Origin of the sequence: Natrinema pellirubrum DSM 15624, assembly GCF_000230735.2 — an archaeon.
In the GTDB taxonomy this organism is placed as follows: Archaea; Halobacteriota; Halobacteria; order Halobacteriales; family Natrialbaceae; genus Natrinema; species Natrinema pellirubrum.
The window spans coordinates 2817115-2838046 of the sequence record NC_019962.1 but is presented as its reverse complement, the minus strand read 5'-3'; the positions used below and the strand labels follow the sequence as shown (position 1 = coordinate 2838046).

Sequence of the window (20932 nt, the reverse complement as noted above, 5' to 3'; positions counted from 1 at the left end):
CACCGGGGCCGTTCCCGTCGGCGGGGCACTTTTGACATCGCTGGACGAACGCTCGACCATGACCCTCGAGTCCGACCGGTCAGCCGTCGTCCTCGCGGGCGGGGGTTCGACCCGCTTCGGCGACGCGGACAAGGCCGTCGCCGACCTCGCCGGGACGCCGATGGTCCGCCGGGTCGTCGACCGTCTCGAGCCGGTCGTCGACGAGGTCGTCGTCAACTGCCGCGAGGCACAGGTGCCGGCGCTCGAGGACGCACTCGCGGGCGGCCCCGACCCCTCGTTCGCCGTCGACCCGGTCCCGGACCGCGGACCGATGGCGGGCATCATGACCGGCCTTCAGGAAGCGACTGGGGAGTACGCCGCCGTCGTCGCCTGCGACATGCCCTTCGTCGACCCGGCGCTGATCGCCCACCTCTTCGAGCGGGCCGCCGGCCGCGACGCCGCGGTGCCACGCGTCGACGACCAGTGGTTCCAGACTACGCAGGCCGTCTACCGAGCCGATCCGATGATCGCCGCCTGCGAACGTGCCTTGGAGCGGGGCGACCGCCGGGTCGTCGAACCGCTGTCGGACCTCGACTACGTCGTCTGCGAGGACGACGACGTCCGCGAGTACGCGTCGCTCGAGACCTTCGAGAACCTCAATACCCGCGAGGAGTTCGAGGCGGCGGCCGAGCGGCTCGCGGCCGACTCGTGATCACCGCTCGAGGACGTCGACGATCGGTTCGTCGTCGATCATCCGGGCCAACACGACCTGGGAGACGGCCGGCGCTCGCTCGAGCAGCTCCCGGCCGATCGCCGTGGCGGTCTCGCGCAGTTCGGGCCCGTCGACCTTGTTGAGCAGCGGGACGACCGTCGTACCCTCGGGGACGCCTTTCAGTCCGCCGCGGTCGCTCGCGAGGACCCGGGCCACGTCGACGGGGCGGATCGCGTCGCCGCGATCGAGACCGGTGATCGCCGCTACTCGCTCGGGTCGGTGGACCGTCGCGGCCGCGAGCGGCTCCCCGACCGCCCGGACGCTCGCGATCGGGACCACGGTATCGACGCTCGCGGGGAGTTGGGGCTCGCGGTCGTTCGGAGCCTTGAACTCCCGGGTCCGCGCGCCGTCGGCCTTGACGAGGAGCAGGTCCGCGGCGTCGGTCGCCGCGAGGTCGTCGACGACCGCCGGTTCGTAGCCCACGTAGCGGTCCTCGCCCTCCCGTTCGGGGACGACCCCGATCGGCCACGATTCGGCGCGCTCGAGCGCCGCCGCGGGGTCGTCCGTGATGACGACGCGCTCGACGCGGCGGTCGAAGATTGGGATCCGAACCGTCGCGGTCACGGCCGCTCGAAGCGACCGATCGCGGGCGGCTCGGGCCGCCAGCGCGTACAGCGTCGTCTTCTTCCCGCCCGCGCCGACGACCGCGACGAGGCCGGACTCGGCCCGGAGCGCCTCGAGGGGGTCCATACCCCAGCTATCATCGGCACTCGCTAAGTAGTTGGGACGCCGCGCTTCACAGCCCCAGATCTCCCGCGCTTGTGCCGGCGTCGCGAACGGCAGCTGGTGCCGGCCGAAGATCAGCGTCGCGTAGACCGGTTCGGCGAGGTTCCGGCGCTCTAACAGACCGCGGGTCTCGTTGGTGTGGCCATCGTTGAACACCTCGAACGACGACTGAACGCCGGCGGCGGGGGACTGAGACCGGATCGCCGCTGCTCGCGCTTTTAACACCGGCCAGTTCGTATGGGTGTCCATGACACCGTTCGACGCGAGCGGCCGCGACCCAGCGTTCCGATTCGACTACCAGCCCCCGACGATCCGGTTCGGGACCGGCTGCGTCGACGATCTCGCGGCCGAACTCGAGGCGCAGGGTCTCGAGCGGGCGCTGGTCGTCTGTGGCTCGACGGTCGGGAGTACCCCCGACGTCATCGATCCGGTCAGGGAGGGACTCGGCGATCGACTGGCCGATGTCTTCGACGAGACGACGCCGGAAAAGCGGCTCGCGACGGCCGTCGAAGGTCGGGAACGCCTGCGTGCGGCGGACGCTGACACGCTCGTTGCACTCGGTGGCGGCAGCAGTCTCGACGTCGCGACGGTAATCAGCGTCCTCGCGGCGGGCGATCGCACCCACGAGGACGTCGCCGCCGAGTTCGCCGAGACGGGGACGATCGCGGTGCCCGACGAGGGACTGACGCCGATTCTCACGATTCCGACGACGCTCGCCGGAGCCGATCTCTCGATGGTCGCGGGCGTCACCGCCGCGCCCGACTCGAGTCCGGTCGACGAGGAAATCGCCGGCGGGATCTCCGACTCCGACCTGATGCCCGCGGCCGCGGTCTACGACCCGGAACTGGTCGCGACCACGCCGGACGCGATCCTGGCCGGCTCGGCGATGAACGGCTTCGACAAGGGGATCGAGACGCTCTACGCGAGCAACGCCACGCCGATCACCGACGCGACGGCGAGATCCGGCCTCGAGACGCTCGCGGCCGGCCTCCGGGCGTTCGGCGACGGCGACCGCGGGATCGAGACGGTCGAGACGATCCTCGAGGGGATCGTCCTCGTCCAGTACGGCATCTCCCGGCCCGGCGAGACGACGGCCTCGATCGTTCACGCCTTCGGCCACGCTCTCACGCGGACGGACGCCGTCCAACAGGGCGCGGCCCACGGTGTGGTCGTCCCGCACGTCCTCGCGTACTGCTTCGAGCAGTCGGGAGTCGACGCACGCGCCGGCATGCTCGCGACCGCGCTCGGCGTCGATGACGCGGCCGATCACGAGGCCGCGGTCGTCGAGGCTGTCTCCGAGATTCGGGACGCGCTCGAGCTGCCCGCGCGGCTCCGGGACGTCGACGGCCCCGACCCCGAGGAGTTCACGACGGTCGCCGAGGCGGTTCTCGCGGACCCGTTCATGGCCAACGCACCGCCGGGGCTCGAGCCGACCGTCGACGAGATCGAAGGGGTCCTCGAGGCGGCGTGGTAGAGCGGTCTCAGCCGTTGGCTTCGCTCTCCTGACCGTCGACGGCCGTCGGCGGTTCGACGCCGCGGCGGGGCGGCTCGAGGCCGCGGTGGAACGGCGAGGCGAGTCTGACGAGATAGATCGACAGGACCGTGCATCCCGCGGCGAGGAGCAGGGTGACGAACGGGTCGGCCAGTTGGACGATCTCGAGGAGATCGAGTCCGATTCCGCCGACCAGTAGCGAGAGGAGTTGGCTGGCGGGTGCCCAGTCGGGAAGCGGGTCGGTGACGCGGTCCCGATAGGGGGTCGTGTAGGCGAATCCGCAGGACGCACCGAGCAACACCGCGGGCCAGTAGTGGACGATGGCGGGCAGTCCCAGATAGAAGTCGGCGGCCCAGGCGTACAGCGGCAGTCCGACGAGCAACGCCACGAACTCGCCGCGACGGCCCTCGGGAACCTGCCAGTCCCCGTCGTCGTCCCGGAACCACTCGCGGATCCGTTCCCGCCGTGCCATCACCGCTCGCTTCACCGCGAGCGACCGTGAACGTTTCTATCAGCTGTCGTTTCCGGCGCGGTCAGAACGGGGCCTGTGGGCCGTCGTCCGCCGTGGCGGCGTCGGAGTTGGCTGCCGTCGATACCGACCCGCTGCCGGCGTCGGTCTTCCCGATCAGTACGCGGAACTCGCCGGGGTCTTTCAACCGATATTCCCAGTGGAACTCGGGGCCGGCCTCGGCCTCGAACTGGTGGTACAGCGGCTTCGGGTCGTGGTCGTTGACCAATACGAACCCCTCGCCGGCCTCGAGGTCGGCGTAGGACTCGAAGATCAGTTCGTGACGCTCGGCGGGCGGCCGATCGCGGACGTCCAGTTCGGTCGTCACCGCGAGGTCGCCTCCAGCTTCGTCGGCCCCGTCGGCCCCGCCCGATCCCTTGGTGATCCGGACCCGAACCTCGCCGGGTGATCGATCCATCACCGCCCACTCGAACGCGTCGCCGTACTGTTGTTGGAACTCCTGGTGGAGCGGTTTGGGTTCGTGGGGGGCAACGATTTCCATCGCGTCGCCAGCCTCGAGGTTGCCGTACCGATGGTGGATCGTCGGATGGCGCTCCGGCTTCGGGATCTCGCGAACGTCGAAGGTCGCGGCTACGTCGTCGTCGGTTGCGGCGTCGCTCTCGTCCGTCTTTGCGATTTCGACGCGCCACTCGCCGGCGTCGCGGCTCGCGTACTCCCAACCGACGACGTCGCCGTGAGTCGATCGCAGTTCGTGATACAGCGGCTCCGGATCGTGGTCGTTGACCAGCACGAACCCCTGGCCCGGCTCGAGACGGTCGAACGTGTCGGTCAGGACTTCGTGGCGGCGCTTGGGCGGGATCTCCCGCACATCGAACTCGGGGGCCTCCGCCGCCGATTCGGCCCGTTTCGTCACGTGGACTTCCCACGCGTCGGGACCGTCCGTTTCGAGCGTCCACTCGAGGGCCGTCTCCCGTTCGATGCGGTACTGGGCGACGCTCGGGCGGACGTCCGTCTCGGCGGTGATCGCCACTGTCTCGCCGGCCTCCGCTCGATCGAGGCGGTCGAACACGCTATCCCGTCGCTCGGCTCGCGGCTGGTCGCGGACGTCGAGAGGGTCTTCCATCGGGACGAATCGACGAACCGGATTCGAATAGGGACTCTCCCGAACGTATTCGTCACGTCATAACACCGGTGGGGATCGACGGCCGGTCACGACGGTGATCGCCGGCGGCGGTATCACGCCGTCGGGTTCTCGAGTCGAAGCAGGTCGTCTCTCGGCTGGGACAGCCGCGGTTCCGCCCCTCGGTGGGGATCGAACGCACCGTACGCGATGGCCTGCCAGAGGACGCGTTCGGGATACGGTCGTTCGGAGAGATCGACCCCGAGCGCGGCCGCCAGCCCGCGGTCGTCCAGTTCGCCGGCCGCGGTCGGCACGGGGACGGGGTTTGGCAGAGTCTCGAGGTCGAGCCCGAACGAGGGAAAGACGGCGGTGTCGGCACCGCGAGCGGGATGATACAGGGTCCGCTGACCGGGATAGCGGACGCGGAGCCGCGGCGTCACGGTCCGGGATTCGCCGTCGGTCGCCGAGCGGACGGACTGGGACGACAGCTCGACCGTCGTCCGCTCGCCGGCCGGCACGGAGAGCGGACCAGCCGGCGTCTCGAGGGACACCGCGTCGGCGTCAGTTGCCCGAACCGCGATCGCGGGCGGCGAGTAGTCGCGAACGGCAGCGACCGTCGAATCGCCCGCGACGGTCCCATCGACGACGAGTTCGCGGACGGCGTCGGTACCGGAGGCAGCCCCGTCGCCGATCGTCCCGTCCTGTGGCCACAGCGACGGCGACCGCGTCCCGTCGGCGGTGAGCGCGCGGAGACCGTGCGTCGTCGCGCAGACGCCGGTCCAGTCGGCGGGTGCCGGCCCGTCGGGGGGAAGCACCGAGCGCCAGTAAAACACGCGCCGTTCGCCCCGGAACTCGTAGGGGATCGCGTCCGGAAAGAACGCGTCCCCGAACCGGTCGGCCTCGAGCGATGGATGCTCGAGACGGAGTTCGACGTACGGTACCCGTTCCACGAGGGGTGCGGGCCGTTCCTGGCTCCCCCTCGTCCACGAAATCGGCGTCGTCGACTCTCGAGCGTCGGTTCCGGTCATGGCGTTGGGCGGCGTTAGGGCGTCGAGACGCTAAGGTCCGGACCCGAACCGATTCGTCCGGGACTCCGAACTGGTTCGGCCCGCTGAAACCGCGCGAGCGAATATGTCCGCGACCAGCCCTTAGTGGCGACCGACCCAACGACGAGGCGGGTGACCCCACAGTATGGCCGGCTCCACGAGGCAATCCGTCGAGACGACGGCGGACGACCTCTTCGACAAGTACACGCTCCCGAAAATCGCGCTGACGATCATTCTGGCTGCGTCCTTTCTCGGCACGGTGGTGACCGGCCGACTCGCCGGCAGCGGAAGCCTCGCGGTGGCGGTCGCCAAGTGGGGCTACTTCGTCGCCCTCGGCGTGCTTGCCGGCGGACTACTCTGGAAACACGGCTTCGTCAGCCCGGGCGATCTCGAGACCGGGGCCGACGCTTACTGCGCGCGGATGTACGACCGGTTCCACTGGATCGCGATCGGGGCGCTCGTCGTTCTCGTCCCCGGGGCCGCCGTCGCGATCGATCGGTACGCCGCGGCCGTCTCGCGGCCGCTTCCCGTCCTCGCGCTCGGGACGGCGGTCCTCGGACTCGTCGCGGCCGGCGGGACGCAGTCGCTGCGTTCCGCATCGGTCGACGCCCAGTTCCGCGGCCCACTCGGGCTCGCGGCGCTGGCGCTGGCGCTGGCCGCCGTCGTCCTGACGGCCGCGCTCGAGGTTGGACTCCGGGCCGGCGACGGCCTCGCGGTCGGCGTCCGAGTCCTCCACCTGCTGGCGTTCGCGGTGTGGGTCGGCGGGGCCGTCTGGAACATCTTCGTCGCCGTCCCGACCGGTCAGGAGTACCCAACGACGCCCGTGATCCGTGCCGCCGGCCAACAGCTCGAGCGGTTCCGGTGGGCCGTCCGCTTTATCATTCCGACCCTGATCGCGACGGGACTGTATCAGGCCGTCGACGCTCTGGGCACGACGATCGGGACCTATCTGGGAACGACCCTCGGACTCGCAGTCGCGGCGAAACTGGGATCGATCGGCGTCCTCGTGGTCATCTTCAAACTCTGCCCGATGTGGCGGGCCTGTTCGCCCATCGACGGGGTCTGTGACCTCGAGGAGATGGGCGGCCAGCGCGACGGACCGACGACCGACGCCGCCGGCCCCGAGCCGACGGAGGTGACGAGCGATGACTGACGCGGCCGTCCCGACGGAGCTGCCCGATGTCGACCCCGACCGGACCGTCGACAACCGCGGCCGGGGCTGTGCCAACGGCATCGCCGCCGTCCAGCGAGCGCTCGAGGACCTGCCCGACGGGGCCGTCCTCGAGATCCGGAGTACGGACAAACGGTCGAAACAGGAGTATCCGCAGCTGGCGGCACAGACCTCCCACGAACTGCTCGGCATCGAGAGCGAGCGAACCGGCCTGCTGACGACGGTGTACACGACGTATCTCCGCGTTCGCGAAGGGTGAGCGACGCGCCGAGTCGTCGGAATCGCTACTCGTCGGTGTAGGACGGCCGTTCGGCGTACTCGATCGGGTCGCGAACGCCGATGTTCTGGAACGCCTGCAGCCGGAACGCACAGGCGTCGCAGGTGCCGCAGGCGGGTTCGTTCTCCCGGTAACAGCTCCAGGTGTGTTCGTAGGGGACCTCGAGTTCGACGCCCCGTTCGGCGATGTCGGTCTTGGACCACTCGACGAACGGTGCCTCGATCGAAATCTCGGTCTCGGGCTTGGTCCCGACGTCGACCACGTCCTCGAAGGCCTCGAAGAAGGCGGGTCGGCAGTCCGGATACCCGGAGAAGTCCTCGCTGTGGGCCCCGATGAAGACCGCGCCGCAGTCGTTGGCCTCGGCGTAGGAGACGGCCATCGCGAGCAGGTTGGCGTTCCGGAACGGGACGTAAGAGGTGGGGATCTCGTCGCTCTCCATGTCCGCGTCTTCGACGGCCATCTCCTCGTCGGTCAGGCTCGAGGCCCCGATCGCCGCGAGGTGGTCGGTCTCGAGCCGCAGGAAGTCGGCCGCATCGAACTCCTCAGCCAGCCGGCGGGCACACTCGAGTTCCCGATCTTCAGTGCGCTGGCCGTAGGAGGTATGCAGGGCGTAGATCTCGTAGCCCCGATCGCGGGCGACGGCGGCGGCGGTGGCGCTGTCCATCCCCCCCGAGAGGAGGACGACGGCGCGTTTTTCGGACGGTTCGTCGGTCGTGGTGTGGGTATCGTCGGTCATGCGTGTCTCGAGCGGTCGATCGGTCGGCGTTACGTCTCGGGGGCGTCGTTCCAGAGGTCGACGTGCAGGCGCGGCGTATACCGGAAGCCGTACTCCATCGCGAGGTCGGCGACCCGGGTTCGGGTCTCCGCGAGGCGCTCGCGGGTCGCGCCCTCGGGCATCAGGAGGACGTCGTCGTCGGGGATCGGGACCGCGGCGGCGTCGCGGAGGTCGCCGAGCAACTCGAGGATCTCCGGCATATCGTCGCCGTCGGTCACGACGAACTTGAGTTGAAACTCGTACTCCTCGACCAGCCGGGTCAGCGCGTCCATGTCGATCCGATCGCGTTCGTGACGTTCCTCCCACTCGCCGGCGGGGGCGTCCTCCGGTGTGCGTTCCGGCGTCGGCGTGCTGCTCGCGAGTTTCGGGCTGATCGAGGCGAGATCGATCGGCGCGTCCCGGTAGATCGTCCCGTTTGTCTCGACGGTGGTGTGATACCCCCGCTCGTCGAGGGCCTCGAGCAAGGCGACGCTCTCGTCGTGGAGCAGCGGTTCGCCGCCGGTCAGGACGACGTGGTCGGCGTCACGGGCTTCGATCTCGGCGAGGATCTCCTCACGACCGAGCCACGCGTGGGTGGACTCCCAGGAGGTGTGATAGGAGTCACAGAACCAACAGCGGAGGTTACAGCCGCTCGTGCGGACGAACGTCGACGGGACGCCGGCGAGGGTGCCCTCCCCCTGGAGGGAGTGAAACAGTTCGTTGATCGGCAGTCCGTCCGGCGTCTCCTCGCCCGCGGTGTTCGCGTCCGAATCGAGGTCGATGGAGTCGGAAACCGGCATCTCAGAACCCGCTGCCCCCACAGAGTTCGCTCGTCTCGCTGACCCGCACGGCGACGTCGGTGACCGTCTCGGGCAGTGCCGCCGCGAGCTTTCGCTCCAAGACGACGCTCATCACCTCCGCGGTCGGCGGCTGCTCGAGGACGACGACGCCGTCCCCGTCGCCGGCCGCCTCGAAGGCCTCGATCAGCGGGTCGCCGGCCTCGAGCAGGAACCGGTGGTCCCACTCGGATATCACGTCGGTAATATCGCCCTTGTCGGCGATCCATCCCTCCTCGGTGAGCCGGCCCGTGACGGTGACGGTGATCTCGTAGTTGTGGCCATGCGGGCGGGCACACTTGCCGTCGTGGTGTCGTATCCGGTGGCCGGTACTGATCCGGATCGGCCGGTCGCGGCCGACGTGGAGGGTGCGACGTGTGCCGACGATCGCATCGTCGGTCGTCGCGTCGGAGCCGCGTTCGCGGGGATCGGCGGTGTCGGTCATATCATGGGATTCTCGTGGGAATACTTAAGGATGACCGAACGGCCGCTACGCTGGGATCGGAGTCGTCGCTTCGAGAACGGAACGCGGACCGTCCCGCCTCCCGGCGGGAACTGCCGGCTCGAGGCGTTAATCCTCGAGTTTGTCCTGGAGCCTGTTTTTCGCCTCGGTCCGGCGCTTGCGGGAGAACTCGGGGGTGTCGTTCGAGAAGTCGATCTCGATCTCGTCGAGCGTCCGTCGGTAGATATTGGTCCGTCGCCCCTCGTCGGAGAGCTGTCGACCTTCGCAGGTCAACAGTCCGGCGTCGACGAGTTCCTCGATCCGGCGATAACAGGTCGCGATCGGGATCTCGATGTCCTCGCTAAGCGCCTGCGCTGATTTCGGCGTGCCGGCCGCACAGAGGATCTCCGCGCTGTATTTGTTCCCTAGCGCGGATAGCACTGTGGCCGAGTCCGCCTCCGTTCGTTCCGTCCGACTCCGAGACATAGTACCCTCCTTACTAATTACTCAGCTTTGCACGTTGAAGTAGGAGCGTGACGTAGGCGGTGGCAAAGACGGATGATGCCGATTACGGACTTCTTGTCGTGTACGCGTGCGTTCGACGAGTTCGAGTCGCTGTCTCCAGCACAACGTCATCACGCCAAAACCTACGCCACAGGTCTTGTTGCGGCCAGCAACAAGACCGTGGCGGGCATCGCACGCGAAGTCCTTCCAGCCAACAGCAAACGCGCTCTCAACAAGTTCCTCACCGAGTACGACTGGGACGAACAGCAGTTCAACCACGAACGCCTTGAAGAACTCCAGAAACACGGTGAAACACGCTGGTCAACGGATGGCTACATTATCCTCGACGACACGATCACCGAGAAAGCCGGGGACGAAGTCCCCGGCGTCGGCCACTTCTACGATCACGCCGAAGGTGACACTGTCTGGGGGCAAGACCTCATCTACGCCTTCTACGCTGACGACAAAACCGCTTACCCGCTCACCTTCCGCCTCTACGAAAAGCAAGACGAGGATGACCAAGACCACGACACCAAGTACGACCTCGCCCGCGAGATCATCACCGAACTCGAAGAAGAGGTAGGTGTGCCTGCGAACACCTACCTCTTCGACTCGTGGTTCGCTCACGATTCTGGCCTTCCTGAACACATCGAATCCTACGGCAAGGACTGGATCGGCCCGCTCCGGAGCAATCGACAGGTGACTTACGCCGGCAAAGAGCTCCGCGTCGATGCGCTGGAAGAGCGCATCGACACGGTTGAGCGCGATATTGACGACGAAACCTATCACATCTGGACGAAGAAGCTTCCCGTCTCCCAGTTGGGAGACGTGAAGCTGGTCATCGCAGAGAAAGAGACCGACGGAGACGAAGATAACCCGATCAAGTACCTCGCTACGAACAAGACCGACGCACCAACCGCCCACATCATTCGCTCCTACGGGATGCGCTGGCGCATCGAGACGTTCTTCGAGGACTCGAAGCAGGATCTCGGCTTGGGAGACTGCGAGCTGCAGACTGACGGAGGTGCCAGTCGCCACTGGCACCTCCTGATGGCTGCCTACAGTCTCGTTCGTCTTGATCCCGATTCGAGCGCCTTGGGAACGGTTCGCTCGAAGGCGTCATCGCTTCGAGCGAACCTCGAACACTCCCTGAAGGAAGCCGTCTACAACCTTCTCTCGTGGGTTCGAGACAATGATGACCGCGGTGTTGATGACCTTATGACCGAGATCGATCATCTCTTCGTTCACTCAACAACCGAGGCTAGCGTGCAAAGCTGAGTAATTATCTGGATTGAATCTTGTGGTTACCGTGAGTACTACTTTATCAGACAGGTCGAGGCGAGGCCCACGAGCCGGCGGCGATCGGCCGAGGGCGAGACGCATTTGGGGGTCCGGCCCGAACGACGGGGTATGAACGTCGCGGTCGTAACGGTCGGGGACGAACTGCTCGCCGGACGAACGACGGACACGAACGCCACGTGGCTCTGTTCGGAACTCGACGACCGCGGCGTCACCGTCGGCCGGGTGACCACGGTTCCCGATCGCGTGGCCGACATCGCCCGCGTGGTCAACGAGTACCGCGCGGAGTACGACGCCGTCATCGTCACCGGGGGGCTGGGCCCGACCCACGACGATCTCACCATGGACGGGGTCGCGGCGGCCCTCGGCCGCGAGGTCGAAGAACACGACGCTGCACTGGCCTGGCTCGAGGAGGACGGCTACACGCGGGACGACCTCGCGGCCGGCACGGCCGATTTACCCGCCGGCGCGCGGGCCCTGCACAACGACGCGGGCGTCGCCCCCGGCGCGGCCCTCGAGGGGGTCTACGTTCTCCCGGGCGTCCCGGCGGAGATGAAGGCGATGTTCGAGTCGATCGCCGACGAGTTCGCGGGGACCCCGACCTACCGCGAAACGGTCGTCGCCGGCGAGGCCGAGAGCGCCCTGCTCGATCGGATCGCCGACGTCCGGGAGCGGTTCGATGTCTCGGTCGGCAGCTACCCCGGCGAGTCGGTCAGGATCGAACTGACCGGCACCGACGAAGCGACGGTCGCCGACGCTGCCGATTGGCTCCGCGAGCGAGTCGACTCGCCGTGATCTTACCGGTAGAGCGAGACCGCCCAGGCGACCGTCACCAGGAGGCCGAGCGCGAGCGCGCCCCAGCCGACGAGTTGCATCGGCAGTTCCGGTTCCGTTTCCGACGCGAGAACAGCGGCCTCGATCAGTGTTGACATAGTCGGCGATCGGTACCCGTCCCCCTTAATTGTTCAGAAAGCGAGCGCGTCGGCCACGGACCTTCGAGTCCGTTGGCCGGTCGACCCCGCCGCGTCTCCGCCCGCGACCCTCGAGGCCCACCGGCCGCTCGAGGGCCTGCAGCGGAACACCACCGGAGGCGACGCGATACGGCTTTCCGGCTGGCTTCCCCAGAGGGCGGTATGGAGGCCATCGGCGTCGTCGTCAACCCGATCGCGGGGATGGGCGGTCGGGTCGGACTAAAGGGGACCGACGGGAAACTCGAGGAGGCGCGGCGCCGCGGTGCCGAGCCGCGCGCGCCGGACCGGGCCCGCGAGGCGTTGCGATCGCTCCATCGCCGTGCCCCCGACCTCGCGGTCTCCACGGCCGCGGGCGTCATGGGGGAACGCGCGGTCCGGGACGCCGGCTACGAACCCGAGATCGTCTACGACCCGGCAGACGCCGCCGTGACCGACGGCCCGGCTCGGGTCGCCGACCCCGAGACGGCCGAGACGTCGGCCGACGACACGCGTGCGGCCGTCCGAGCGCTGCTCGCGGCCGACGTCGATCTCGTCTTTTTCGTCGGCGGCGACGGCACCGCCGTCGACGTCGCCGAGACGCTCGCGGAAGCCGACGGGGAGACGCCGATGCTGGGCGTCCCAGCTGGCGTCAAGATCTACTCGTCGGTCTTCGGCGTGACGCCGGCCGACGCCGGCCGAATCGCCGCCGAGTTCGACCGCGTCGAGCGCCGCGAAGTCAACGATATCGACGAGGACGCCTACCGCGAGGGGGAGGTCCGAACGGAACTCAAAGCGATCGTGCCGGTCCCCGTCGCGCCGGCGGTCCAGTCGGGCAAACAGGTCTCGAGCGGGAGCGTCGACTCGCTGGCGGCGGGGTTCGCTCGCGAGGTCGAGCCCGGCCGGACCTACGTCTTCGGCCCCGGCAGCACCGTCGGCGCGATCGAGGCGGAGTTGGGGATCGACCCCTCGCCGCTGGGTGTCGACGTCTGGCGTGCTGGGACCGAAGACGGGGAGTCAGGCGGCGCGTTGCTGGCCCGCGACGCCGGCGAATCGGAGATCCTCTCGGTACTCGAGTCGCCGGCCACGATCGTCGTCTCGCCGATCGGCGGCCAGGGCTTTGTTTTCGGTCGCGGTAACCACCAGATCTCGCCGGCCGTGATCCGGCGGGCCGAGGAGATCGAGGTCGTCGCGTCCGACGAGAAACTCGCCGACCTCGACTCGCTGCGCGTCGACACCGACGACGAGGAGATCGACGAGCGGCTCCGCGGGTGGTTACAGGTCCGGACCGGCCGGTTCACGACGCGGCTGATCAACGTCGTGTAGCCGGCCCCGTCACGCTCGAAGCGTATAAGGGGTTGTGCAAAACGGCCACGTAAATCAACCATATAACCATGCGGCGCTATATAATGACCATATAGTCAAGATTAAGGTCAAGTCCCGCCTAGGGGCCCGTATGGAAACGCGGAAAGTCCAACGACTCGGTCCGTCGACGCTGGCGATGACGCTCCCGGCCGAGTGGGCGTCCGAACACGGCGTCGAGAAGGGCGATGAGGTCTCGCTGCGCACCAGCGGTAAGGGCACCCTGACCGTGATGCCCGAGTCCGCGAGTTCGGAGGAGACGGAGGCGATCATCCACACCGACGATCTCGACGCCGACGCCGTCGAGCGCGCGATCGTCGCGCAGTACGTTCTCGGCCGCCGCATCATCCGCATCGAACGCGAGGACGGCGCGCTCGAGTCGGATCACATCAACGCGGTCTACCAGGCCGAGACCCAGCTGATGGGGCTGGGCGTCATCGAGGAGACCCCCGAGAGCATCTCGATCCGCTGTTCGGTCGACCCCGAGGACTTCACGCTCGACAACCTCCTCGAGCGCTTAGAGCGGACCGGCCAGACGATGCGCGGCGAGGGAATCAAGGCGCTGGCCCACGGCAACCCCGATCTGGCCCAGCGCGCCCTGAACCGGGAGCGCCAGGCCAACAAGATCTTCGTCCTCCTGCTGCGGCTGATCTTTACGGCCTACCAGAACCCCAACCTCGCGCGGGCAGTCGGCCTGAACACCGGTTTCCCGCTGATCGGCTACCGCTCGATCGCGAAGAACCTCGAGCTGACCGCCGACAACGGCGAGGACATCGCCGACATCGTCATCGAGACGGAGGGCCACACCCTGAACGTCGAGAGCGCCGTCATGCGCGAGATCCGGGAACTGAACGAGTTGGTCGACGAGATCACGACCAAGTCGGTCGAGGCGGCCGTCGAGCGCGATTACGACAAGTCCAACGAGGTCCGCGGACTGTTCCACGAGATCTCCGCCCGCGAAGACGAGATCCTCTCGGGGCTGCCGGAGATGGACAACGAGGACCTGCTTCGGGTGCGGGAGGTGCTGGTCAGCCTCGAGCAGACCGCCCAGTACGCGGCCCGAAACGGAGAAATCGCGGCCAACCTCGCGCTCAACGAGGAGTCCGAACACACGACGATCAAGTGACAGCCGCGCGAGCGTGGCGAAGACGTTCGGTCGATTCTCCCGCGAATCGGTGGCCGAGCGGCCGGCGTCCGTTCGACGCTCGATCCGTCAGGAATGGGTGAAGTTAAGGGACCCCACACGCAACCCCCGAGCATGGCTACGGAATCCGAAACGACGGACAAAGGCGTTGGACTGGCGCTCGCACTGGGTGCGCTCGCGGTGATCGGCGCGTTGCTGATGCTCGTCGGCGCACCGGAGATAACGGCGGCCTGGGGCTTCGCCGCGGCCGTTCTCTTTAGCTCGCTGGCGGTCGTCGGGATCCACCTCTTCTCCTACTGAGGTTGTCGGCAGCCCCGGCCACATGCCTCCGGTTTCGACCGCTCGCTGGGTATCGCGGGCCGTTGCCGTTAACAGTTAAGAGCGCTGCTCCCCTAGCGGGACCTACGGACGATGACGGACTACTCCGACGAAGAGCAACGGATCCTCTCGTATCTCCGCGAGAGCGCGGCCCGCGGCGAACAGTACTTCCGGGCGAAGAACATCGCGGACGCGATCGGACTCTCGTCGAAACAGGTCGGCGCTCGGCTCCCGCATCTCGCGGAGAAAGCCGACGAGGTCGACATCGAGAAGTGGGGTCGTGCCCGGTCGACGACCTGGCGAGTCACCACCAGTTGATCGGCCACGCCGGACCGCGACGGCCGTGCCCGACTCGAGTCGACGCCGCCGATGGGTCCACGGCCTTTTTATCCAACAATCGCAGAGGTACGGGCATGACTGTACGTGTCGACCGGTCGTTCGACGTGCCCGCGTCGCCCGAGCGGGTCTGGGAGTTCATCGCCGACCCGTCGAACCGCGCCCGGGCGATCAGCGTCGTCGAGGAGTACGCCGTCGACGACGCGGACGGCCGGCGCGTGACCTGGCAGGTGGCGCTGCCCATCCCGCTCGTTCGCAAGACGGTGACGGTCAACACCGAAGACGTCACCCGGCGACCGCCCGAGTACGTCAAATTCGTCGGCAAGTCGAAAGTGATGGACGTCACCGGCGAACACGAGATCGTCGAGACCGACGACGGGACGCGCCTCGAGAACCACTTCGACGTCGACGGCAAGCTCCCCGGCGTCGAGAAGTTCTTCAAGCGCAACCTCGATTCCGAGCTGCGGAACCTCCAGCGCGCGCTCGAGCGGGACCTGCAGACGACACAGTAACGGTGGTGGGGCCGCCACGCTCGAGGTATGAGCAACGAGACCGAGGCCGACCACGACGGCGGTGAGTCCGGCGACTCGCTGTCGATCGCGCTCGCACAGATTCGCGTCGAGGCCGGCGAGGTCGAGGCCAACGTCGACCGCGCGCTGGCGGCGATCGCTCGCGCCGCCGACCGCGGCGCGGACCTCGTGGCCCTGCCGGAACTGTTCAACGTGGGTTACTTCGCGTTCGATCTCTACGCGCGCAAGGCGGAGCCGTTCGCGGGCGAGACGTTCGGGCGACTCCGCGCGGCCGCGGCCGATCACGACGTCGCCGTCCTCGCGGGGACCATCGTCGAGGACCTCGCCGCGACCGATAGCGTCCCGACGCCGGCCGACGACGGCCTCGCGAACACCGCCGCCCTGTTCGATTCCGACGGCGACCTGCAACTGGTCTACCGGAAACACCACCTCTTCGGCTACGAGTCGGCCGAGTCCGAACTGCTGGTCCCCGGCCAGCGCCTCGAGACGGCGACGATCGGCGGCCTGACCGTCGGCGTGACGACCTGTTACGACCTGCGGTTCCCGGAACTCTACCGACGGCTGGTCGACGACGGCGTCGAACTCCTCTTGGTCCCCAGCGCATGGCCCTACCCCCGCATCGAACACTGGCAGACCCTCTCGCGGGCCCGCGCCATCGAGAATCAGGCCTACGTGGCGACGATCAACGGGGCCGGCGAGTTCGACGACGCGACCTTGCTCGGGCGCTCGAGCGTCTACGATCCCTGGGGCGTCGCGCTTTCCTCGAGCGGAGACGAGCCGGCGCTGGTCACGGCCGAGATCGATCCGGCGACGGTCGCCGAGGTCCGCGAGGAGTTCCCCGCGTTGCGGGACCGACGGCTGTGACGGGGCTGGACCGGCGGCTGTAACGGGCCCGGACGGACGGCTGTGACCGCGGGCCGGACACGGGTTCGCCGACCGCTGACTTTTTACTGTCCCACGCCATTTGTTTGGCTGCCGGCACAGACGCTTTTCACGTCTACCCGGCATTGCGCGTCGCTCCGGCCCGTCGCGCGCTCGGGTCCCGGGACCCGAGCGTTACACCGCGCCCGCCTCCTCGTCCACCCTTTCGCCTCTCGCTTTCGTTCCGATCGCTTCGAGCAACGTCTCGAGGTCAACTGTAGTGTTCGTGAGAGTTATGAACTATTGAGATCGTGCATTGAGGTAGGATCGTGCGACCGGAACGGAGTGTCCTGCTACCGTGGCAACAGTGAGTAGCCACACCCTCCCCAGCCGATTGCTGCTCACGGCGGCTCTGCCGCCGTTCGTATGGTTCGCGGAACCGAAGGTTCCGCGCTAACGTTCGGTCACGACGTTCCCTCACTCATCCACCGGAAGACGCTCCGCGTCTTCCGAGCCGTTCGCTTACTCCGTTCGCGAAGACCTCGCACAGTGTCGTCGGCCAGCCTCGCTAGCGCTCGCTCGGCTCACGGTTCGCGTTGCTCACCGCTCGCAATACGAGGTCGGCCGACAGCGCGCGCCACCGCACGATAAACGACCGATCGGTGGTCAGAACGGAAAGCCACCGTAGCGCAGGTACACCATATCGAGGATGAGAAGCAACTGAAAGACTCCCTGGACGCCGCCGAGCATCGCGTTTTGCTTGCCGATCCCGGCGATGATCGACGGATCGGGGTCGGCCGAGCGCATCTCGCGGTACATCCGGATCTCGCCGGGTAACAGGAAGCCAAAGCCCTGCACCGAGAGGACCGTGACGAGGGCAAGTGCCACCGCGACGGTCGGTTCGGTCATCGCGAAGCCGTCGATCGTCAGCGCGACCCAAGCCAGCGAGCCGACCGTCGCGACGGCGAATGGAATCTGCCAGCGGCGGTCGTCCCAGGCGTCCAGTCGCCAGCCCAGCAGGAGCAGGATCGGGATCACGTTCACCGCGGTAAAGAGCGCCAGCCACGCGTCGGCGTGGGGAAAGAGACCGATCCGCTGGGCCAGCGTGATCCCGCCCGCGATGGTGACGAAGGCCAGCGACGGGAGCAGAAACGCCGTCTTCGGCGTGAGCCGCTGGAACACCGCCGAACTCTCCTCGTCGTCCAAGCCGCCGATGACCGGGCCGAGGACCGCACCCATGAAGACATCGATCCCCGTCCAGAGAACCCCCGCCATCACGTGAACGTAGGTGTGTTGCTGGACCGTCGCGACAGTCACCGCATAGCCCAAGGCGGCCAGCGGAATCAGTATCACCGCGACCGCGAAGGCCGGATTCGCTCGCTGCCCCATCCCCCTGATCGTGCCGCGAACCGTCGCCGTCGACATGTGCGGGAGAAGTCACTAATCCCCTATAAACGATGTTGCCGACGCAACGCTGTCCGAGGGGGGAGCCGCCGTCACTCGAGCGGACTGTCGGACTACCGATCCCGCTCGACGGCTTCCCCGGGCCGCGTGGTCGCGCCGCCCTCGAGTTTCAGTCCGGGGGTCAGACTCGTGTTGATGCCGGTCTTGACACCATCGCCGGCGACGACGCCGAACTTCCGACGGCCAGTCGAGACGCGCTCGCCCTTGACGGTGAACCGGATGTCGGCATCGTCGTGTCGGAGGTTGGCGACGTTCGTCCCCGCGCCGACGTTGACGTTTCGCCCGAGGACGCTGTCGCCGACGTAGGAGAGGTGGCTGACCGAGGTGCCCGGGGAGACGACGCTGTTTTTCACTTCGACCGCGTGGCCGATCTCGGCGTCCCGGCCGATCAGCGTCGCGCCGCGGACGTAGGCGTTGGGCCCCACTTCGGCACCCTCGCGGATCAGTGCCGGGCCCTCGATCACGACGCCGGGTTCGATCGTCGCTCCCGCTTCCACGACCACGTCGCCCTCAAGGTGGGCGTCCTCGCTCACGTCGCCGTCGATCCGGCGCTCGAGGGTGGCGAGTTTCCACTCGTTGGCTTCGAGCAGTTCCCACGGGCGGCCGACGTCGAGCCACCGCTCGAGCGTGACCGGTGTCATGTCGAACTCCTCGATCACCCGCGCGACGACGTCGGTGATCTCGTGTTCGCCCCGCTCGCTGGCGGGGACCTCGAGCCACTGCCGGGCCTCGGCTGGGAAGGCGTAGGCGCCGGCGTTGGCGAGGTTCGTCGGTGGTTCGTCGGGCTTCTCGATGATTCCGGTAACGGGGCCATCGGGGCCGCCTTCGGTACTCAGGACGCCGTAGTTGGACGGCTCCGCGACTTCGATCGCACAGATCGCAGGACAGGCGTCGAACAGCCGGTCGATCGCCGCCGGATCGTAGAGGTTGTCGCCGTTGAGAACGGCGAAGGGGCCCTCGAGGTGGTCACGAGCGGCGTTGACGGCGTCGGCGGTCCCGGCCTGTCGCTCCTGAACGGCGTAGGAGACGGGGACCCCGCGGTACTCGGGGCCGAAGTAGTCACGGACCGTCTCGGCCTCGTAGCCGATCACGAGGACGATCTCGTCGGCTCCGGCCTCGATCGCCGCGTCGACTGTGTGCGCCGCGAGCGGGCGATCAGCGACCGGCAGCATCGGCTTCGGCACCGATTCCGACAGCGGTCGCATTCGGGTTCCTTGGCCCGCCGCGAGAACGACTGCTTTCATGTCCGGCCCTTCCACGAATCCCCGGATAAGCGATTCGTTTCCGAGTAGGATCTGAAACGCAAGCCGGGCGTTGATAGGGAGAGGCGAAACGGGCTCAGTCCTCGGAGGTTGTGATATCGGCCGACAACCCCTGTGCCATCTCGATCTCGTCGGCGTTGTTCATCGTCCAGGCGGTGCGTTCGGTCACGGCTTCGATGGCCTCGCGGGCGCTCGGATAGCCGTTGCCGGATTTCTTGACGCCGCCGAACGGCAACTGGACCTCCGCGCCGATACACGGCAGGTTCGCGTACGCGAGTCCGATATCGGCGTGGTCGCGGAAGTAGTTGAGCTGCCGGTAGTCCTCCGAGATGATTGCCCCTGCCAGCCCGTAGGGTGTATCGTTGTGGATCTCGACTGCATCCTCGATATCACCCGAGTACTCGAGGAGGGCGACGTGGGGACCGAAACACTCCTCGTTGAGACAGCGCAGATCGGACTCGTAGTCGATCTCGTAGACGAACGGGCCGACCCAGTGGCCGTTCGCGTAGCTGCCGCTACGCTCACCATCGGCGGCAGTAGCCGCCCCCTCCTCGTGACCCTCCGGAATCTCACTGTCCTCGAGTTCGAATCGATCGACCAGCACCTCGGCCCCCTCCTCGCGGGCCAACTCGTTATGCCGGTGGATCTTCTCGACGTGGTCGGCCTCGATCGCCGGCCCCATGAACGTCGACTCCTCGAGCGGGTCACCGACCGCGATGTCTTGGGCGATGTCGACGAAGCGTTCCTTGAACTCGTCGTAGACGTCCTCGTGGACGATCAGGCGCTCGCTCGAGACGCAGCGCTGGCCGGTCGTCTTGAAGCTGGACATGACCGCGGAGTGGACCGCGGTGTCCATATCCGCGTTCTCCGTGACGACGATCCCGTTTTTCCCGCCCATCTCGCAGGCCGCGAGCTTGCCGGGTTCACCCCCGACTTTGTCGGCGATCCCGTGGCCGACTTCGGCCGAGCCGGTAAAGAGGACGGTGTCGACGCGCTCGTCGTCGGTGATCGCCGCGCCGGCGTCGCCAAAGCCCTGGACCATGTTGAAGACACCGTCGGGGATGCCCGCGTCTTCGAACATCTCCGCGATGATCTGGCCACACCACGGGGTCTGCTCGGCTGGTTTCCAGACGACGGTGTTGCCTTCCACGAGGGCGATGGCCATGTGCCAGAACGGGATCGCGACGGGGAAGTTCCACGGCGTGATGCAGCCGACGACGCCGCGCGGCTTACGGCGCATGTAGGAGTCCTTGCCCGCGACTTCCGACGGCACGACGTCGCCGTGTGGATGGCGCGCGTTGCCCGCCGCCCATTCGACCATGTGCCAGGCCTCGGTGACGTCCGCCTTCCCCTCGGAGATCTCCTTGCCACACTCCTTGGTGACGATCTCCCCGAGTTCCTGGTGACGCTCGCGCAACTCGTGGTAGATGTCCCAGAGGTACTCCGCCCGGTCGATGTAGGACAGTTCGCGCCACTCCTCGAAGGCCTCGTCCGCCGCCTCGAGCGCCCGATCGACCTCGGCCGCCGTGCCTCGCCGGAACGTCGCCAGCGTCTCGCCGGTTGCGGGGTTTTCGCTCTCGAAGGTATCGCCCGAGCCCTCCGTCCACTCGCCGCCGATGTAGTGGCCGTATACCTGTTCAGTGGCTTGCTGGCTCATACGATCGACTACGACCGGCGCGGCCAAAATCCTGCTGGTCGTTCACATGTCACGGATCGGTCGTGTGGATTTTCGAGTGAAACCGGTGGATCCCGTCGACTCGAGCCCGCTCTCAGCCGACGGACTGACGTTCGCTCGTATCGGTGGCAGTCTCGTTCCCCCTG

The 20932-nt window shown here is 67.4% G+C and carries 24 protein-coding genes; 12 read left to right on the top strand and 12 right to left on the bottom strand.

Annotated features, from left to right (window positions below):
- Window positions 1–58 precede the first annotated feature (58 nt).
- Window positions 59–691: a molybdenum cofactor guanylyltransferase gene (locus NATPE_RS13670; protein ID WP_006181090.1), complete on the top strand. Its 633-nt coding sequence runs from the start codon at window positions 59–61 to the stop codon at window positions 689–691.
- Here NATPE_RS13670 and yqeC read toward each other — a convergent pair whose 3' ends face one another.
- Window positions 692–1441, bottom strand: a complete 750-nt coding sequence (yqeC, locus tag NATPE_RS13665; protein ID WP_049804890.1) for a selenium cofactor biosynthesis protein YqeC — start codon at window positions 1439–1441, stop codon at window positions 692–694.
- Between the two features lie 283 nt (window positions 1442–1724).
- On the opposite strand from yqeC, the gene NATPE_RS13660 reads away from it, so the two are divergent.
- Window positions 1725–2951, top strand: coding sequence for an iron-containing alcohol dehydrogenase family protein (locus tag NATPE_RS13660; RefSeq protein WP_006181088.1), 1227 nt, complete (start codon window positions 1725–1727; stop codon window positions 2949–2951).
- A gap of 7 nt (window positions 2952–2958) precedes the next feature.
- Here the strand turns inward: NATPE_RS13660 and NATPE_RS13655 are convergent, their stop codons facing one another.
- From NATPE_RS13655 to NATPE_RS13645, 3 genes are all read right to left on the bottom strand, one after another.
- The gene (locus tag NATPE_RS13655) at window positions 2959–3441 is read right to left on the bottom strand and encodes a hypothetical protein (protein ID WP_006181087.1); all 483 of its coding nucleotides are present in this window, start codon (window positions 3439–3441) and stop codon (window positions 2959–2961) included.
- Window positions 3442–3502: 61 nt separating this feature from the next.
- Window positions 3503–4561: a DUF2249 domain-containing protein gene (locus NATPE_RS13650; protein WP_006181086.1), complete on the bottom strand. Its 1059-nt coding sequence runs from the start codon at window positions 4559–4561 to the stop codon at window positions 3503–3505.
- A gap of 113 nt (window positions 4562–4674) precedes the next feature.
- Window positions 4675–5586 carry a hypothetical protein gene (locus NATPE_RS13645; protein WP_006181085.1) on the bottom strand — a complete coding sequence of 304 codons (912 nt, stop codon included), beginning with the start codon at window positions 5584–5586 and terminating at the stop codon, window positions 4675–4677.
- A gap of 163 nt (window positions 5587–5749) precedes the next feature.
- Here NATPE_RS13645 and NATPE_RS13640 point away from each other — a divergent pair, with 163 nt between their 5' ends.
- Both NATPE_RS13640 and NATPE_RS13635 read left to right on the top strand, forming a co-directional pair.
- Window positions 5750–6757 carry a hypothetical protein gene (locus NATPE_RS13640; RefSeq protein WP_006181084.1) on the top strand — a complete coding sequence of 336 codons (1008 nt, stop codon included), beginning with the start codon at window positions 5750–5752 and terminating at the stop codon, window positions 6755–6757.
- A complete protein-coding gene (locus tag NATPE_RS13635) occupies window positions 6750–7034 on the top strand; it encodes a sulfurtransferase TusA family protein (protein ID WP_006181083.1) in 285 nt (94 codons plus the stop codon). Before NATPE_RS13640 ends, NATPE_RS13635 begins: the two co-directional genes overlap by 8 nt.
- 25 nt (window positions 7035–7059) lie before the next feature.
- On the opposite strand, the gene queC is transcribed toward NATPE_RS13635, so the two are convergent.
- From queC to NATPE_RS13615, 4 genes are all read right to left on the bottom strand, one after another.
- On the bottom strand, window positions 7060–7788 hold the full coding sequence (gene queC / locus NATPE_RS13630; protein WP_006181082.1) for a 7-cyano-7-deazaguanine synthase QueC: 729 nt from the start codon (window positions 7786–7788) through the stop codon (window positions 7060–7062).
- Window positions 7789–7817: 29 nt separating this feature from the next.
- The gene (locus NATPE_RS13625; protein WP_006181081.1) at window positions 7818–8606 is read right to left on the bottom strand and encodes a 7-carboxy-7-deazaguanine synthase QueE; all 789 of its coding nucleotides are present in this window, start codon (window positions 8604–8606) and stop codon (window positions 7818–7820) included.
- Between the two features lies 1 nt (window position 8607).
- Window positions 8608–9087, bottom strand: a complete 480-nt coding sequence (locus tag NATPE_RS13620; protein ID WP_006181080.1) for a 6-pyruvoyl trahydropterin synthase family protein — start codon at window positions 9085–9087, stop codon at window positions 8608–8610.
- 126 nt (window positions 9088–9213) lie between these two features.
- Window positions 9214–9570, bottom strand: a complete 357-nt coding sequence (locus NATPE_RS13615; RefSeq protein WP_015299140.1) for a winged helix-turn-helix domain-containing protein — start codon at window positions 9568–9570, stop codon at window positions 9214–9216.
- A 72-nt stretch (window positions 9571–9642) separates the two neighbouring features.
- Here NATPE_RS13615 and NATPE_RS13610 point away from each other — a divergent pair, with 72 nt between their 5' ends.
- Both NATPE_RS13610 and NATPE_RS13605 read left to right on the top strand, forming a co-directional pair.
- On the top strand, window positions 9643–10866 hold the full coding sequence (locus tag NATPE_RS13610) for an IS701-like element ISNpe1 family transposase (RefSeq protein WP_015298669.1): 1224 nt from the start codon (window positions 9643–9645) through the stop codon (window positions 10864–10866).
- 132 nt (window positions 10867–10998) lie between these two features.
- A complete protein-coding gene (locus NATPE_RS13605; RefSeq protein WP_006182067.1) occupies window positions 10999–11682 on the top strand; it encodes a competence/damage-inducible protein A in 684 nt (227 codons plus the stop codon).
- A gap of 2 nt (window positions 11683–11684) precedes the next feature.
- On the opposite strand, the gene NATPE_RS23310 is transcribed toward NATPE_RS13605, so the two are convergent.
- Complete coding sequence (locus NATPE_RS23310; RefSeq protein ID WP_006182066.1) at window positions 11685–11819, bottom strand: hypothetical protein; 135 nt, start codon at window positions 11817–11819, stop codon at window positions 11685–11687.
- A 201-nt stretch (window positions 11820–12020) separates the two neighbouring features.
- Here NATPE_RS23310 and NATPE_RS13600 point away from each other — a divergent pair, with 201 nt between their 5' ends.
- From NATPE_RS13600 to NATPE_RS13575, 6 genes are all read left to right on the top strand, one after another.
- Window positions 12021–13160 (top strand): ATP-NAD kinase family protein, encoded by a 1140-nt coding sequence (locus tag NATPE_RS13600; protein ID WP_006182065.1) that lies wholly within the window; start codon window positions 12021–12023, stop codon window positions 13158–13160.
- Window positions 13161–13290: 130 nt separating this feature from the next.
- A complete protein-coding gene (locus NATPE_RS13595; RefSeq protein WP_006182064.1) occupies window positions 13291–14322 on the top strand; it encodes a phosphate signaling complex PhoU family protein in 1032 nt (343 codons plus the stop codon).
- Between the two features lie 132 nt (window positions 14323–14454).
- Window positions 14455–14640: a DUF7525 family protein gene (locus NATPE_RS13590; RefSeq protein ID WP_006182063.1), complete on the top strand. Its 186-nt coding sequence runs from the start codon at window positions 14455–14457 to the stop codon at window positions 14638–14640.
- Window positions 14641–14751: 111 nt separating this feature from the next.
- Complete coding sequence (locus tag NATPE_RS13585; protein ID WP_006182062.1) at window positions 14752–14976, top strand: DUF7123 family protein; 225 nt, start codon at window positions 14752–14754, stop codon at window positions 14974–14976.
- 95 nt (window positions 14977–15071) lie between these two features.
- Window positions 15072–15506: an SRPBCC family protein gene (locus NATPE_RS13580; protein WP_006182061.1), complete on the top strand. Its 435-nt coding sequence runs from the start codon at window positions 15072–15074 to the stop codon at window positions 15504–15506.
- A 27-nt stretch (window positions 15507–15533) separates the two neighbouring features.
- Complete coding sequence (locus NATPE_RS13575; RefSeq protein WP_006182060.1) at window positions 15534–16388, top strand: nitrilase-related carbon-nitrogen hydrolase; 855 nt, start codon at window positions 15534–15536, stop codon at window positions 16386–16388.
- A gap of 663 nt (window positions 16389–17051) precedes the next feature.
- Here NATPE_RS13575 and NATPE_RS13570 read toward each other — a convergent pair.
- The 3 genes from NATPE_RS13570 to NATPE_RS13560 all read right to left on the bottom strand — a co-directional run bounded on the left by NATPE_RS13570 (window position 17052) and on the right by NATPE_RS13560 (window position 20768).
- Window positions 17052–17774 (bottom strand): hypothetical protein, encoded by a 723-nt coding sequence (locus NATPE_RS13570; RefSeq protein WP_006182059.1) that lies wholly within the window; start codon window positions 17772–17774, stop codon window positions 17052–17054.
- 128 nt (window positions 17775–17902) lie between these two features.
- Window positions 17903–19093, bottom strand: coding sequence for a bifunctional sugar-1-phosphate nucleotidylyltransferase/acetyltransferase (glmU, locus tag NATPE_RS13565; RefSeq protein ID WP_006182058.1), 1191 nt, complete (start codon window positions 19091–19093; stop codon window positions 17903–17905).
- Window positions 19094–19187: 94 nt separating this feature from the next.
- The gene (locus NATPE_RS13560; protein WP_006182057.1) at window positions 19188–20768 is read right to left on the bottom strand and encodes an aldehyde dehydrogenase family protein; all 1581 of its coding nucleotides are present in this window, start codon (window positions 20766–20768) and stop codon (window positions 19188–19190) included.
- Window positions 20769–20932: the final 164 nt, after the last annotated feature.